Source organism: Bradyrhizobium iriomotense (genome assembly GCF_030160715.1).
GTDB classification, from domain to species: Bacteria; Pseudomonadota; Alphaproteobacteria; order Rhizobiales; family Xanthobacteraceae; genus Bradyrhizobium; species Bradyrhizobium iriomotense.
This window is the reverse complement of sequence record NZ_BSOW01000006.1, coordinates 42,454-58,121: the sequence shown is the minus strand read 5'-3', so window position 1 is coordinate 58,121 and position 15,668 is coordinate 42,454. Positions and strand designations below refer to the sequence as shown.

General features: G+C 62.3%; 14 protein-coding genes. 7 read left to right on the top strand and 7 right to left on the bottom strand.

The window, feature by feature from the left end; translation table 11 throughout:
• Nucleotides 1-250: 250 nt before the first annotated feature.
• The 6 genes from QQL28_RS10445 to QQL28_RS10420 all read left to right on the top strand — a co-directional run bounded on the left by QQL28_RS10445 (nt 251) and on the right by QQL28_RS10420 (nt 4,912).
• A complete protein-coding gene (locus QQL28_RS10445; RefSeq protein ID WP_284264509.1) occupies nt 251-1,708 on the top strand; it encodes a hypothetical protein in 1,458 nt (485 codons plus the stop codon).
• 507 nt (nt 1,709-2,215) lie between these two features.
• Nucleotides 2,216-2,521, top strand: coding sequence for a hypothetical protein (locus QQL28_RS10440; protein WP_284264507.1), 306 nt, complete (start codon nt 2,216-2,218; stop codon nt 2,519-2,521).
• 116 nt (nt 2,522-2,637) lie between these two features.
• Nucleotides 2,638-3,048, top strand: a complete 411-nt coding sequence (locus QQL28_RS10435) for a hypothetical protein (RefSeq protein ID WP_284264505.1) — start codon at nt 2,638-2,640, stop codon at nt 3,046-3,048.
• A gap of 292 nt (nt 3,049-3,340) precedes the next feature.
• The gene (locus QQL28_RS10430; RefSeq protein ID WP_284264503.1) at nt 3,341-3,526 is read left to right on the top strand and encodes a hypothetical protein; all 186 of its coding nucleotides are present in this window, start codon (nt 3,341-3,343) and stop codon (nt 3,524-3,526) included.
• Between the two features lie 661 nt (nt 3,527-4,187).
• On the top strand, nt 4,188-4,448 hold the full coding sequence (locus tag QQL28_RS10425; protein ID WP_284265023.1) for a hypothetical protein: 261 nt from the start codon (nt 4,188-4,190) through the stop codon (nt 4,446-4,448).
• 182 nt (nt 4,449-4,630) lie between these two features.
• Complete coding sequence (locus tag QQL28_RS10420; protein WP_284264501.1) at nt 4,631-4,912, top strand: hypothetical protein; 282 nt, start codon at nt 4,631-4,633, stop codon at nt 4,910-4,912.
• Between the two features lie 17 nt (nt 4,913-4,929).
• Here QQL28_RS10420 and QQL28_RS10415 read toward each other — a convergent pair whose 3' ends face one another.
• The 5 genes from QQL28_RS10415 to rocF form a co-directional block, all read right to left on the bottom strand.
• Nucleotides 4,930-6,144: a mandelate racemase/muconate lactonizing enzyme family protein gene (locus tag QQL28_RS10415; protein WP_284264499.1), complete on the bottom strand. Its 1,215-nt coding sequence runs from the start codon at nt 6,142-6,144 to the stop codon at nt 4,930-4,932.
• Nucleotides 6,145-6,811: 667 nt separating this feature from the next.
• A complete protein-coding gene (locus QQL28_RS10410) occupies nt 6,812-8,098 on the bottom strand; it encodes an NRAMP family divalent metal transporter (protein ID WP_284264497.1) in 1,287 nt (428 codons plus the stop codon).
• 104 nt (nt 8,099-8,202) lie between these two features.
• Nucleotides 8,203-8,742 carry a c-type cytochrome gene (locus tag QQL28_RS10405; RefSeq protein WP_284264495.1) on the bottom strand — a complete coding sequence of 180 codons (540 nt, stop codon included), beginning with the start codon at nt 8,740-8,742 and terminating at the stop codon, nt 8,203-8,205.
• Nucleotides 8,729-9,991 (bottom strand): sulfite dehydrogenase, encoded by a 1,263-nt coding sequence (gene soxC, locus QQL28_RS10400; RefSeq protein WP_284264493.1) that lies wholly within the window; start codon nt 9,989-9,991, stop codon nt 8,729-8,731. The genes QQL28_RS10405 and soxC overlap by 14 nt, the downstream gene beginning before the upstream one ends.
• A gap of 154 nt (nt 9,992-10,145) precedes the next feature.
• Nucleotides 10,146-11,123, bottom strand: a complete 978-nt coding sequence (gene rocF / locus QQL28_RS10395; protein ID WP_284264491.1) for an arginase — start codon at nt 11,121-11,123, stop codon at nt 10,146-10,148.
• Nucleotides 11,124-11,403: 280 nt separating this feature from the next.
• On the opposite strand from rocF, the gene QQL28_RS10390 reads away from it, so the two are divergent.
• Nucleotides 11,404-11,652 (top strand): hypothetical protein, encoded by a 249-nt coding sequence (locus tag QQL28_RS10390; protein WP_284264489.1) that lies wholly within the window; start codon nt 11,404-11,406, stop codon nt 11,650-11,652.
• Between the two features lie 2 nt (nt 11,653-11,654).
• On the opposite strand, the gene QQL28_RS10385 is transcribed toward QQL28_RS10390, so the two are convergent.
• Nucleotides 11,655-12,806, bottom strand: coding sequence for an OpgC domain-containing protein (locus QQL28_RS10385; RefSeq protein WP_284264969.1), 1,152 nt, complete (start codon nt 12,804-12,806; stop codon nt 11,655-11,657).
• An 89-nt stretch (nt 12,807-12,895) separates the two neighbouring features.
• Nucleotides 12,896-15,646, bottom strand: a complete 2,751-nt coding sequence (locus QQL28_RS10380) for an EAL domain-containing protein (protein WP_284264486.1) — start codon at nt 15,644-15,646, stop codon at nt 12,896-12,898.
• Nucleotides 15,647-15,668: the final 22 nt, after the last annotated feature.

Below are 15,668 nucleotides of genomic sequence, written 5' to 3'. Positions count from 1 at the left end.
CATTGGCTACTCCCAAAAAGAATGAGCGCGGCAGATCGCGAGACGAAGCGCGATTCATTTCGGGCGCGAACCCTATCCCCAGCCAGGGGGCCGCGGCGGCGCAAGCAACTGGCTCGCGCCGCGGGCCGGCACGTTCGCGCGTGCACGGCCAATAATGGTTCGGACGACGGCGCGCTGATCGGCGCTCAATGAACGCATATCAACGAGGGCGAGGCCGCGAAGCGCCGCCGCCGTCCGATCTCGGATTGGAATGAAAAAACCCGCGGCGGATCTCTCCGCGCGGGTTGATGCGAACTCTTTCGATGATGCCACTTTAGAGGTGATTTGCCCGACGTGTCAAGTCGATTTCGGATTTTCATACACGACCGAATGCCCGCTCTACCTTTCAAACCGACATTCGCAAAGGTATGGCAGTTCGTCTCTTATGGGCCACTTCCAGACATCGCCGATGGCATATAGGATCATCGTCCACCCCGGAGAACAGCAAGTGGCCCGAATAGAAACCTCCGTATGGATCGTAACGACTTTCATAATCATTATGGCCGCCACTCCACTACGGGCTTTAGCAACACCAGAAGTGTCTGCATGCGGGTACCTCGCTGGTCTAATCGATAAGGCACCACCAGGGCCGTTGTTCTTGCCCAGCTATCCGACCGTGGAATCGGGGCCTCTAAATGGCGCCGCATACCTTTATGACAATGCGGTGGCCGCCATCGCATTAGTCGGTTGCGGTGAGCGAGACAAAGCATCTCGGATCGGCGCGGCGATTCTCTGGGCCATCGATAACGACCGGACCTGGCATGATGGACGGCTCCGGAACGCTTACGCCGCGGGTGTGGTGGCGAGTGGCTCCGCCAAGCTTCCGGGCTGGTGGGACAATACTCAGAACAAGTGGTTAGAAGATCGATATCAGGTGGGCAGCGACAATGGCAACGTTGCATGGGCAATGTTGGCTTTGCTGTCGATTGACGATGTGAGCGCCAGCTCTCGGTTCCGCGATGGTGCGGCACGGCTTGGCACCTGGGTCGCGCAATGGGTCGACACGCGCGGTACTGGCGGTTTCACGGGCGGTACTTTTGGGCACGAACCGACGCCCGACGTACGGACATGGAAATCGACTGAACACAATACTGACCTCGCCGCCGCGTTTGGCCTTCTTGCAACCCGCACAGGCGATTCGCGCTGGCGTGATATGGCAACAGCTGCAGAGCACTTCGTAAATACGATGTGGGATCCGGCATGCGCTTGTTTCGCCGCAGGCACCGCCGAAGACGGCGTCACGCGCAACCCGACTTTGGCTCTGGATGCTCAAGTCTGGCCCTTAACGGCGCTCCCCGGAGCGGCCAAGAAATTTGTATCGGCAATTGCGACCGCCGAACAGCGAATGAGTGTCGACAAGGGCTTTTCTTACGGCGAAGATCGAGATGGTGTGTGGACCGAAGGGACGAGCCAAATGGCTCTCTTGCTGGAATTGCTCGGCAGGACTGGGGAGGCAAAATCGTTGGTCGCTGTAATCGAATCCCAGAGGTCGCCGGATGGCGGGTTCTATGCCACAAGTGTCCGAGGGCTGCCGACTGGGTTCATGTTGGATACCGATCCGGCCAAGCCACGACTCTATTTCCGATTGCCACATCTTGGCGCAGCTTCATGGGCTGCTCTTGCAGAACGCGGGTTCAATCCCTTTACGGCGACAAAAGGACTTCCGTAGTTGAGCCGCAGTGCTTCTCGTCTCGGCCGTTTCGGTCTGTTTTGATTTCGATATGTCCGCAAAGGGTCAAGAGCGCCAGTCTCGGCTTAGTCGCATACCGTCTGCTCTCGTATTGAAAGCGGACGTTCGGCTGGGCCAACGCCATCGCCGCATGGTTGGGATCGAGATGAAAAACCCGCAGCGGATCTCTCCGCGCGGGTCGATGCGAACTCTTTCGATGATGCCACTTTAGAGGTGTTTTGCCCGACGTGTCAAGTGTATTTCGGATTTTCCTATCTAATGGGATGCTTCGCCTCATCCTGAAGGCGAGCGCATCATGCGCACGAGATTTCGATCCATGATTGTGGAGTAATGTAATGCATCTCACACTCGAGGCCCTCTTCCTCAACTAGGATTAGATTTTCAGAGGTAGCCTAACCGAGCCGTATGGACTCGGAACGAATTGCTTTGTGCGAATAACCGCGCGGTCCTTTGCGTCGTAAACGGCGGAGAACCCAGGAGGTCGCCATGAAAGTGGTTCTGCACGAACTGTTGCCTGTAATACTGCCTCTCATCATTGCCTTCGTGACGATACTGGGCGTGAAGGCATTTTTGGGAGTCACTTTCGGCGGGATGTTTCTTGCCTTGGGTGGCTTTGTTCTGCCGTCCCCCTCCCGAGACAAGAGCTCTGCAGACAAAAGCTCTGCAGACGTCAAGGTGGGGCCGGTCAAGGTGAGATGGCAAGGAGTTGCTTCAACGGGATTGCTTGTTGCAGGCGTGCTCATGCTCATTCTCGCGCTTCTCGCATACTTGAACTCGCACGAGATTATCTAGCCGCATCTTGAGGCGGACATTCGGCTCCGGATCACCGCAAGCGCCACACGGCTGGTACTGAAAATCGCTGTTTCAGTGAAGACCGCGATTATTCATGATGATCAGGGAAGGTGAGAATGGACGACAAGTTTGAGCTTAACCATGCCGTTGGTCTGTTCACTCAACAGACGACAACAATTAATGGTCTCTGGACCGTCTATGCTGCGGCGACATTCGCCGCGGCGGGATATGGGTTTGCCGCATCGCCCCTGTCTCCCCGTATTGCCGCAGCCGTGACGGTTGGGTTCTTGGCATTCGCCATCGGACATTCGCAATTGCTGAGACAAGGACTTCAAATCAATCGGCAGCTACAGGACGATATTTCTGGTTTCATGCTATCTAAACCGGGATGCAGTCCATTCGAACCGTCAATTAAGATGCTTGTTTCAAATGCTAACCCGCCCTGGATATCCTTGGCGATCCACCTTTTGATTGATATCTGTGTAGTCGTCGCGCTATGGGCACGCGTAAAGTGGCTCGCTTCATAGCGGCCATCAAAGGTGGCCGCTAACGTCGTCTTGCAGTTGCGCGTTAACGAAGCGCATTCGGAGTGAAGCGGGCGTAGATTCGGGCCGCTCACGAAACCCGTTCTATCAATAAACGGCGAACTCGTCTCGATGATTGCCGTTCTGCCGGTGATTGCGCAGGCGTATCAAACTTTATCTAAAATGCACTAAATCGAATTTGGCGGAATGAAACTTCTTCACGCCACCATCATCTCCGATCAGGGATCAAGCGCTGCGCGGCGGCCCGGCGCTTGAAATCCATCGGAGGAGATCGATGTACTACGTCGCCGCTGCACTGCTCGGCCTGTCGGGCCTGTTCTATTCCGCGAGCCATCACGAGATCGGCTCGTTAGGCGTCACCATGTGCACCTATGGCAGCGCCTTCTGCGATAGTCCCATCATTGTCTTTGCTGGCGCGGCCCTCGCCGCGGCCTGGGGCATGTTCGTCAGCATCCGCTAGGTTCTGTGCTTTGCGGCGGCGAGCGGGACCAAAGCAGAGGCGTTCGAAGTTGCTGCGTTAGCGTCAGGGGGCATCGCGATGATGAGACGAGTAATCCCAGCTTTTGTTGCATTGATTGCGCTTGGTCAAACGGCCACGGCCGGCGTCTCTTGCGCCATGGTACGCTTCTATGTCGCAAAATACTCGGAAGCAGCCGCTGAGACGTGGGCACGAAATCACGGCGCCAGCGATGCCCAAATCGAAACAGCGCGTCGTTGTCTGCATCCTAGCGCTAGCGTGCAGACTGCAAGCTCGGCTGCGAGGCCACAGCCGCCCGCTCCTGTCGTGCTCACTCCAGTAACCGTGCAGGAGCCAGCCCGGCACGAACCAAACGAACGCGCTCCAGTTCAGGACGCGTCGCACGTCGTATCTGTGCAGGATCAGCGCGCCGACCCCGTGAAGGAAAGTCACGACGACGAACCACGCGTTCATGACGTGATCCGGGCGAAGGATATCGAGGATTCTTCCGCCGGGCATGTGAGCCACGAAGTCAGGGATCTCGCTCCCTCCGATAGAAAGACTACGACGTTGCGTCCACGCAATGTGGGCTCCATGCATCGCGCCGACCGTAGAGGCGTGACGGGTCATGTAGCGTGGTTCAAGCGACTCTGGGATCACCTGGTTGGGCGGCGCCGATCCAGCATCGCCCTTTTTGCATCTCCTCGGCAGGGATCGTACAAAGTACGGCGTCATCTCAGCGGGAACGTACCGGGCCAGAGAGCCGGGTGAGCTGGCCCTAGCCAGCACTGTGGGGCTTATTCCAGAAGAACGCGCAATTGCCGAGAGCGGCTTCCGCATATTGATCGATCACGACCTGGATGGCCTGAACGTGCAGAAAGCACCAGCCTTCCGTCGAGGCAACCGGTCCCGCAACCCAAAATGAATACGTAGTTCGCGGGCATCGACGACTCTTGCGATGATGCCTGTTTACACCTGATTTGCCCGACGCGTCAAGTGCAAATGCGCATAATCCGAAACGAGCCGCAGGGAACCGGGCCAAATGAGCCGGAACCCCGCGCGCCCTCATTGAATTAACCTTTCAGAGGAAACAGCCCAGAGTGTTCGATGGCAACCCGCTTCACGAACTCCCTTGCTATTGCGCTTCGCCATCCCGGCGTGATTGCGCTCATCGTCGCAGGCCTTACCATCGCCGCGATGCTGCTCGTCGATCACGGCCCGTGGAGCCGGGCCAAGTCCCAGCCGGCGCATGTCGCGATGTATCACACCACGGGTGAAGCCGCGCGCGCCGCAGGCGCGATCGTGCTGCCGACCGAGCCGAGATCGCCGGTCGAGCCGGCGCGGCCGGGGCCGAAGACGTCTCCGGCCGTCAATCCCGTGACGCCTTAGCCCTCAGGCCTTGGCCTTTAGCTCTTGCGTCCGTAGCTGAGCAGCCCGCCGCTGGTCTTCGGTGGATGCGCGCGCAGCGCCTCCTCGTTCGGCTCGGTGCCCCAGCCGGGGCGATCCGGAATGACGAGATGGCCGTTCGCGAGCTCCGGCTCGTGCGTGAACAGCTCGCGGTCCCAGGCCAGGCGATCGACGTCGATCTCCATGATGCGCAGGTTCGGCACCGCGGCGCAGAAATGCGCGTTCATCATCGAGCAGAGATGGCCGTAGAAATTATGCGGGGCGACGTTGACCTCGAAGGCTTCGGCGGCCGATGCGATCTTCATCGACTGCCAGACGCCGTTCCAGGGCGTGTCGATGATCGCAACGTCCATCGCCTGCTCGCGGAAATAGGGCAGGAATTCGCGCAGGCCCAGCAGCGTCTCGCAGGACGAGATCGGGTGCAGGCTCTGCCTGCGGATGTAACCGAGCGCCTCGGGATTGAAGCTGTCGATCTCGACCCAGAACATGTCGATGTCGGCGATCGCGCGCAGGATCTTCAAATAGCCTTCGGTCTTGGCGTTGAAGTTGCAATCGAGCAGGATCTCGACATCGGGTCCCGCGCCGTCGCGTATCGCCTCCAGATGCATGTGCAGGTCGCGCAGGATTTTTCGGTCGACATTGATCTCCGGCAGGAACGGCGAGCCGAAGCCTGGCCGCCAGCCGGTCGGCTTGCCGTCGTCATAGGAGAAGATGTTGGTCTTGAGCGCGGTGAATTTCTTTTCGCGCACCTCGCGCCCCATTGCCTTGACGCCGTCGAGGCTGTCGATCGGCGGCTTGTACCAGGACGGATGATTGATCCGCCACGTCGCGCAATGCGACCAGTACACGCGCACGCGGTCGCGGATCTTGCCGCCGAGAAGCTCATAGCAGGGCACGCCGAGGCACTTGGCCTTGGCATCGAGCAGCGCATTCTCGATCGCCCCCAGCGCCTGCGCCACCACGCCGCCGGCCGCGGGACGCGTCGCCGCGAAGAGCTCGGCATGAATGCGCTCGTGCTGGAAGACGTTTTGCCCGACCACGCGGCTGGAGAGGCGCTGGATCGCGGCACCGACGCCGGGTGAGCCAAAGCCCTCGTCGAACTCGCTCCAGCCGACGATGCCGTCCTCCGTCGTCAGCTTGACGAAATGGTAGTTTCGCCAGCCGGCATCGCAGGCGAGAATCTCGAGACTGGTGGCTTTCGATGAATTGGTCATATCGCTCCCCGGCGGCTCTTTTCGAGCCTTGTTGATCTCCGCGCAAACGCTTCGCGGTTGTCGCGCTTGTCGCGCTTGTTCTGGCGTGCGCGCTACGCTCCGCCAAAAGCGCGATGAGATTTCAGATGAATCGTCATCGCGCTTTAGGTCGTTGTTTGCGCATGATCTTTCCGGAAAACCGCTTCGCACTTTTCCGGATCATGCTTTAGCTTGTTAAGCCAACGGCCAGCACCCGTGAAGCGGCAGGAAGCGCGGAAGCCCCATGCATCGGCGTCGTTGCGGCGCGAAAGAAGCCACCGGACAAGGCTGGGGATAGCCACGATCTATCCCGGGACCGCCGCGAAATCGTGCCGGTATCTCGCACTTTTGGCCACAATCGGACCCAAGCATCAGCCCCATGCAAGCCTTGGCCGTTATCTCGATTCTGGCGCTGCTCACTCTGGGTGGGGCAGCCGTTTCCGACCAGATTCTCACGGCCGACCAGCAAATCGTGCAGAGGGTTGAGTAAGGGCGCACGGTTCGCGAAGGCGCATTGTCCTTGGGGGATGACAGATGCTTTCGGTAGACCAGTTTCTGAGACTGATCAGCGTGCCGGCCGTGTTCGTGGCCTTCATCATCGCATCGCAGGTTTCGGCGGCCCTGACCTCGAACTGAGCCGCGCGCCGCCTCAAGCAACGACGGACGAGCCGAGCAGCGCCACGACCGCGAGCGCCATCAGCGCGGTGCCGAGCCAGCCGAGCACGATCAGCCATCGCCGCGCCCTGAACCGGCCCATCAGCTGCGCGTTCGAGACGATCAGCATCATCATCGCCATGATGGGGACGGCGACGATGCCGTTCAGCACCGCGCTCCACACCAGCATGTGGATGGAATCGATGCCGGTGAAGCCGAGCGAGAAGCCGATCACGGTGGCGGCCGCGATGATCGTGTAGAAGCCGATGGCCTCGTCGGGCTTCGCCTGCAGCGTGGCGCGCCATCCGAAGATCTCCGCGACGCCATAAGCGGCCGAGCCCGCCAGCACCGGGATCGCCAGGAGGCCCGTACCGATGATGCCCAGCGCGAACAGCAGGAAGGTGAAGTCGCCGGCGAGCGGCCGCAGCGCTTCGGCGGCCTCCGTCGCCGAGTTGATCCTGGTGACGCCGTTCGCGTGCAAGACGGACGCCGTGGTCAGGATGATGAAGAAGGCGATGCCGTTCGAGAGCAGCATGCCGAGCGTGGTGTCGGTCCTGATCCGCGTCAGCTCGGGATCCCCGGCGCGCGGCGCCTCCGCGAGGGGCCGGCGATGTCTGTGGTTCATCTCCTCGACCTCCTGGGAGGCCTGCCAGAAGAAGAGATAGGGGCTGATGGTGGTGCCGAGCACGGCGACCACCATCAGGAAATAATCGGCGCTGACATTGGCCTGCGGCCAGACCGCCGCCAGCAGCGCCGTGCTCCAGGGAATTTTCACGGTGAAGGCGGTCGCGACATAGGCGAACAGCGACAGCGTCAGGAATTTCAGCAGCGGCGAGTAGCGGCGATAGGGCACGAAGACCTGGAGCAGGGTCGATGATGCCGCGAAGATCAGCGCGTGCTCGTGGTTCAGCCCGCCGATGACGAGCGAGAGCGCCTCGGCCATCGCGGCGATGTCGGCGGCGATGTTGAACGTGTTCGCGGCAACCAGCATGCCGACCAGCGCCAGCACGGCCCAGCGCGGCGCGAGCTTCATGACGTTGGCCGCCAGCCCCTTGCCGGTGACCCGGCCGATCCGCGCGCTCACGAGCTGGATTGCGATCATGAACGGCAGGGTGAGAAACACTGTCCACAGCAGGCCGTAACCGAACTGTGCGCCGGCCTGCGAATAGGTGGCGATGCCCGACGGATCGTCGTCGGCCGCCCCCGTGATCAGACCGGGCCCCAGCCGCCTCAGCACCATCCGAAGGGATCTTGGCGCTGCGGGAAGAGCGGTCTCGGTCATGGAGGGCGGCGCCTCGCGTCGGCTGGATTTGCGAATTCTCCCGGCTAACTCAGGCTAGGTGCGAAAGTTCCGCAGATGGATCGTTGAAGGCCCGCTCCGCAAGCTCACTTCACGTCGGGACGCGCATCGCCGACGAACTTGTCGCGGTTCGGCATCCTGATCGCGGCCAGCGATTTCGCATCGAGCGTCGCATCCGCGCCCAGCAGTCCGTTCAGGCTCAGGATATAGGCCGACACCGCATAGACGTCGTCATTGCTGAGCGACTGCGGCGCGTTCTGCGGCATGGCGCGGCGGATGTAGTCGAACAGCGTTGTCGCGTAAGGCCAGTAGCTGCCGACGGTGCGGATTGGCCGCGCCGTCCCGATCGTCCCCTGCCCGCCAACCAGCCGATCACCCAAACCGCCCTCGCCCTTGTCGCCATGGCAGGACGCGCATTGCTGGGCGAACACCTCGCCTCCCCGACTGACCGTGCCGCGTCCCTCGGGCAGATTGCTGCCATCGCGTCCTATGTCGATATTCCAGCCCGCGATCTCCGCGAGGCTGGCCGGCCGTCCGATGCCGTAAGGGCTTTGCGCCCGCGCGCCCGTCGTCCACGCGCACAACATGATCGCGACAGCGATGCCGCCGAATTCACGCCAGCGCATTGGTCACCTCTCCGCTGTCTGCGATGCGCCAGGGCCAGATCGCGTTGTTGTGGTAGAAATAGTTTTCGCCGCGCACGGCCAGCAGTTCGGCAAGCGTCGGCTGGACGTAGCCGGTCTCGTCGATGGCACGGCTCTGGATCACGGCGGCCTTGCCGTCCCATCGCCACGGAAAGCGGAAGCGCGTCAACGCACGCGTCAGCACCGGCTCCTGCAATTGCGCTGACTGCCAGCTCCTGCCGTCATCGACGGACACCTCGACACGGACGATCTTGCCGTGCCCGCTCCAGGCAATGCCGGTGATCTCGTGAAAGCCTGAAACGTCGAGGCGCTGTCCGCCGGAAGGACGCGTGATGATCGATTTGGCCTCCATGTAGAAAGAGAACTCGCGCGCGGTGCCGTCAGGCAATAGATCCGTGTATTTCGAGGTCTCCTCGCGCGAATAGGCGGGCTCCGAGGTCACGTGCAGGCGCCGCAGCCATTTCACGCTCATGTTGCCTTCGAAGCCCGGCAGGAAGAGCCGCAGCGGATAGCCTTGCTGCGGCCGCAACCGCTCGCCGTTCTGGCTGTAGACCAGCATGGCATCGTCGAGGCATTTCTCGATCGGGATGCTGCGCGTCAGCGCCGCGGCGTCGGCGCCTTCGGCCACCACCCACTTGGCCTCGGGCTTGAGACCGGCTTCCTCCAGCACGAGCTTCAGGCTCACGCCGGTCCATTCGGCACAACTGACGAGGCCCACGAGGTCAGAGGCGGTCTTGCCGTAGGGTTTCGTGTAGCCGGGATTGCCCGAGCATTCGAGGAAGTGGATGCGCGACTGCGACGGAAAGCGCCGCAGATCGTCCACGGTGAAGATCAGGGGACGTTCGACCAGGCCATGAAGCATCAGGCGGTGCTGCGCCGGGTCGATCGTCGGCACGCCACCATGATGGCGCTCGTAGAACAGCCCGTTCGGCGTGATGATGCCGTCGAGCTCCTGCAACGGTGTCCGGCTCGACGCAGAGATGTACTGCTTGAGGTTTTTCGAGATGTTCTTGACGACACCCTTCTCGAACGGCGACGGCGTCCCATAGGGCTGACTGCCCATCGGCTCGCCTGGCGCCTTCATCCATTCCGGAATCTCGGGCGGCAGATTGTCCGCCTTGGCGGTCACGGCGCCCGCACCGCCGCCGAGAATTGCACCGCCCAGCGCGACGCCGCCATCGCGAAGAAAGCGCCGACGCGTGGCCGCCCCGGCATCCTTGTCCTTGGCCATCAGCGATCCTCCGTTGCAGCCGCGCGGCATGAAATCCCGCGGCGGCGCGCTTGGCAATTCAGCAACGTTTCAAAAGGAGGCGATTTCAGTCGAAGCTGATCTAAATCCCGTTGCGGGGGGAGGAGTTCCTTTTCGGGCAGCCCGGCCGGCCGCCTCATTCCGCCGACGAGATCGCGTTGCTCGGCGTGGGGCGGTCCGCGATCTGTTGGCCGAAGAGGCTGCCGATCAGCTCGACCGCGGTGCGCGCAGTGCGCCCGCGCTCGTCCAGGAACGGGTTGAGCTCGACGATGTCGACGGAGCGGACGAGCCCGGAATCGTGCAGCAGCTCCATGATGAGATGCGCCTCACGATAGGTCGCCCCGCCCGGCACCGTGGTACCGACACCGGGGGCTACGGAGGGATCGAGGAAATCGACGTCGAAGCTGACATGCAGCACGCCGTCGCTTTCCTTCACCCGCTCGATGAGGCGCCGGATCAGGACGGCGACGCCGAACTCGTCGATCTGGCGCATGTCGGCGACGCGGATGCGCCGCGTGCGCATCAGCTCCTTCTCGAGCTTGTCGATCGAGCGCGTGCCGAACAGCTCGAGCTGGCCGGGATCGATCGAGGCGCGCGGTTCCTTGCCGAGCAGCCCGTCGAGCCCGGGCTCCCCGCACAAAAATGCCGCGGACATGCCATGCATGTTCGCCGTGATCGTCGTCGCCGGCGTGTTGTAGTCGGCATGCGCGTCGAGCCAAAGCACGAACAGTTTGCGCCCGCGCTCTTGCCAATGACGCGCCATGGCATTGACCGAGCCCATCGACAGCGTGTGATCGCCGCCGAGAAAGATCGGGACCGCCCCGCTCTTCGCGACGTCGTGGGCACGATGGCTCAGCAGGCGCGTCCAGCGCTGGATCTCGCGGTAGTGATTGGCGTTCTGCGGCGGCTCGTCGCTTGGATCGGGAATGCCGGCGACCCAAAGGTCGCCATGATCGACGACCTCGAAGTCGAGACTTTCCAGCAAGGTCGCAAGGCCAGCGGTCCGCAAGGCCGCAGGGCCCATCAGCGTCCCGCGCTGCGAAGCCCCCATATCGATGGGAGCGCCGAGCAACGCAATGCGCCTGGTTCGATCCGACGTTGTGCGATCGGTCACGACCATCTCCCTGATCAGGTCTGCGCTGAGGCGTCAGCCTAACAGAGATTCGCATCCGTCGTTTCCCGGATCCGTTGCTGTCGCCCGCCGACCTTGCAGGAACAAAACCCCGCCGACGGCATTTTCAGTGCAGGCCGGCACCCGCCGTCAAGACGGCGCCAGTCGCGGATAGCCAAAGGTCTTCGGGCCCGCTGTTCAAAACGAGCGCTCGCGAGGATAGCCAAAGGTGCCGGTCCCAGCCGTTTCGCGGGTGTGGAGGGCTTGAGCCTTGAGCGTGGACATGCCGGAACCCATTTCCCAGCCAGGCATGGCGGAGCGCGCGATCGACGCGGCGACCGACGTCTCGCGCACGATCGGCGAGGTCGCAGGCGGCCTGCATGCCGCTGTGGATCGCCTGACCGCGACCATTGAAGAAGCGCGAAAGCCCGGAAAGCCGCTTTCGACAGTCGCTGCGATTACGCGCGAGGCGCCGCTGGCGAGTCTCTTCGTCGCATTCCTGTTCGGCGTCGCCGTTGCACGCAGGCGGTAGCGCTAGAATAGCTTTGGTCCCCGCCGGTCGAGTTGGGCCTCCCATGTCGCCAGCGTGGCAGCGACGATCATCACCGCGATGCCGGCAACGCTGACCCAAAGTTGCGCGACGAAGCCGCCGGAAACATCGCTGAGGATGACCTGACCGATAAAGGACAGCAGGACTCCCAGGCAATACATCGAAAGCGAGTTCTCACCACAGCGGATCATCGCGATCGCAAGCGACGGCACACCTAGGCGACCCTTCCGCAGCGTGAGCTGCGAAACCACGACGGCCAGCGCGAGGAAGTGCAACAGGCGCACCGGCGCCAGGTGGCTCTTGTAGATCGGATAGATCCATCCAGAGACATCGTCCGGGATCAACAGCTTCAGCACATCGAACTGCCAGCTCAAGGCGATGACAAGGCTGAACAGCAGATAGAGCAGCGCAACCACCAGGGTCACCCGCGACCGCGCGAGCGGTCTGATCATGTTACCGCCGCCGCCGGCATACCAGGCGCCGATCACAAACAGGAGCTGGAACGCGAACGGATTGAAGTAGAGCTCCCCCGTCGGCCATGCCGGCACATGCCAGCTCCGGAGCTGGACCATCAGATACACGAGAAACGAAGCGGCCAGCGTCGTCGTGGGGATGCGGATCAGAAGCCACAGCAGCAGGGGAAATGCGAGATGCAGCAGCACGAAGGTCGGCAGGATGTCGGTATTGACGGGCGTATATTGCAGCATCGCCGCATGCACGAGCGCCGCGCCAGGGTCCTTGAAGAAGAAGCCCGTGTTGGTTTCGTCGACGTACCGCTCGCCACCGCCGACGAGCCATACCAGGGCAACATAGGCGACGAACAGCAGCAGGAATGCACAGTAGATTTCGAAACTGCGCCGTAGCGCCCGGGCGATCACCGTGAGCCATCCCTGCTCCGGCAGGGCACCGCCATAGGCCAGCATGCAGGTATAGCCGGAGACGAAGACGAACACCTCGGTGGTATCGCTGAAGCCGTAATTGCGCAGCGTCAGCCATGCCAACGAATTGTCCGGGATGTGATCGATGAAGATGAACCACAGCGCCAGCCCGCGACAGATGTCCAAACGCAAATCGCGACGGCCCTTCTGATCGTGCAGAGGTGCGGACTTGGCCACCTTCGGCTGATCATTGGTCACGGTCTCGATGAGCCCCACACGACGGGCGTGTCGCACGCGACCTATGATACAGATTTGGGCGGGATTGTCTTTACGGCCACGCGCCGCGCTTAGGCGGCGCCAACCGCCACCCGGACGTCTTGCACCGTCAGGAATTGTCGTTCGAACTCAGCAGCCGGCATCGGGCGGCCGAAGAAATAGCCCTGCCCTTCCTCGCATCCCATGCTGACCAGGAAGTCGGCCGTGGCGCGGTTCTCGATACCCTCGGCAATCACGGAGAGGCCGAGCTGCTTGCTTAGCCCTACCGTCGAGCTGACGATCGCAGCATCGTCGGAATCGGCGAGCAGATCGAGCACGAAGGAGCGGTCGATCTTGAGCCCGTCCAGCGGAAACTTCTTCAGATAGCTGAGGCTCGCGTAACCGGTACCAAAATCGTCGAACAGCACGCGGACGCCGAGTTCCTGGATCCGCTTGAACATGTCGAGCACCCGCGCCTCGTCCAGCAACAGGATGTCCTCGGTCACCTCGAGTTCGAGCAGCGATGGCGTAAGGCCGGTGGCGGCAAGCAATTCGGAGACTGAATGAGCGAGATCCCCCGAGTGCAGCTGCGATGGGGAGAGATTGATCGCGACGCGAACGTTGTTACCGAGCAATTCCCATGCCCGCGCCTGTTTGCACGCCGTCTCCATCACCCAGCCGGCGATCCGTTCCGAGAGCGCTGACGTGTTGACGACAGGCATGAACTCGGCCGGCGAGACATAACCGCGCATAGGATGACGCCAGCGGATCAGCGCTTCGGCACCGAGGAGCGCGCCATCAACCAGGCGAACCTGCGGCTGGTAGAACAATTCGAACTCGTTGCGATCTGCGGCCTGCGCCAGTTCGCTCTCCAGCGTCAGCCTGGTCTCCAGCTCCAGCCTGATGGCGCTCTCGAAGATCACATGACTGCCGCGCCGGATCATCTTTGCCCTGCATAGCGCGAGATGGGCATTGCCCAGGAGGTCGTCGACATTGCGTCCGCCGTCCGGATAGACTGCGATCCCGACGCTGATCCTGACGCGATGCTGGCGCGTGCCGGCAGTGAGCGGGAGCTCGAACGCGCGGGCGATACGATCGGCAAACTCCGAGATCGGCTCATCGGCCTCGGCGCAGTCAATGGCGATCGCGAACTCGTCTCCGCTGAGCCGCGCGATGATCGCCTTGTCGTCCACTTCTGCACGTAACCGCTCGGCCACCGCCCGCAACACGAGATCGCCGGCGGCATGGCCGAGCATATCGTTGATCCGCTGGAAGCCGTCGAGGCCCAACACCAGGAGCGCGACCTCGTGCGACTGCCGCTCCGCCGCGGCGACCAGGCTGACAAGCCCCGTATGCAGCGTGTTGCGGTTGGCAAGGCCCGTGAGCGAGTCGTGTTCGGCGAGATATTTCACGCGTTCGGCCTCGCGCTTGCGGACCGAGATGTCGCGCAGGATCGCGCCATACTGGAAGCCATCGGTGCCTTGCCAACCCGAGAAGCTGGCCTCGACCGGAAACACCTCGCCGGTCTTGCGCCGTCCCTCGAATTCGACGACGACGGCGCCGCCCGGGACCAGCAACGCCTGGCGGGCAGCGTCACGCGTCGAGAAGCGCTTGGCCGCGCCGTCGCTCGCCGCCGCGCACAGCGCTTCGAAGGGACGGCCGATGATTTCCGCCGGCATGTAGCCGAAGATCGCGCTCGCGCCGGGATTCCACACCGTGATCATGTGGTTCTCGTCGGTGCAGACGAGGCCGTCGCCGAGCGACATCGCAATGCGATGGAAGCGGCTCTCGGCGATGCGACCGAGCAGGCTGCGGAAATCGATCTCGTCGAGCGCGATCGCAGTGAGATAGGCAACGGTTGCGATGTGGAACAGCGACGTGTCGATGACGAGCGGCCATTTCAGCTGCACGAGGGCGGCAACCAGCTCGACTGCCGCCGCCGCCGTAACGAGGATCACGACCCGAACTCCCGGACCGAGCCGGCGCCAGGAGAACATCATGAGCAAAGCCAGGGCGCCCAGGCCAAGGATCATGCCGATATCTGAGGTCCAGCGCAGCGTGCGCTGCTGAAGGATCGATTCCGCCGCCAGCGCCTGCAGCACCGGACCGGATGCGACCCTGCCGTTGGGTACGCTGAAGCGGTCGCCGAGCTCGAGGGCGGTGGCCCCGACGAGGACCTTCTTGTCCTTCAGCTTGGCAAGGGTTGTGGCGTCGCCGCTTAACACGTCGGCAAAGGAGACGCGCGGAATCGATGCCGCGCGGATCGAGAAATCGATCAGGAACGGCGCGCTCCGCTTGGCATATTGCCCCGCGAGCACCACGGCCATCGAAGGTACGAACTCCTCGCCGAGCTTCTCGCCGAAGGGATACCGTCGAACCAGCCCATCGGACTCCACGGTAACATTGACGACGGCCGGCCATGACTGTTCGCCGAATGGAGTCAGGGGGCGGTTGATGTGGATGGCGCCGCCATTCGGTGCTGGTTGCTTGAAGGACGGCAGGATCGTCGAACCGCCGACGTCCCTCAGCGCCTCGACGAAAGCCTGGTCGGATGCAGGATCGGACGGTGTGCTGAAATCGACGTCGAAGGCTACATCGCGGACACCGGCGCTTTCGAGCTTGCGCAAGAGTTCGGCATGCAGCCGCCGCGGCCACGGCCAGACGCCGATCCGGTCGATCGATGCCGCATCGATCGCAACCACCGCAATATCGCCGCTCGCCTCGCGCGATTGCCAGGCGAAGCGAAAATCGGTGAGCGCGCTGCGCAGCGCGCCGTGCCATCCCGTGGACAGCACGACCGCAAGCGCAGCCACAACCAGAATATGCGGTCGATAACGTTTCACCCGATCCCCCCGCACATCCGGC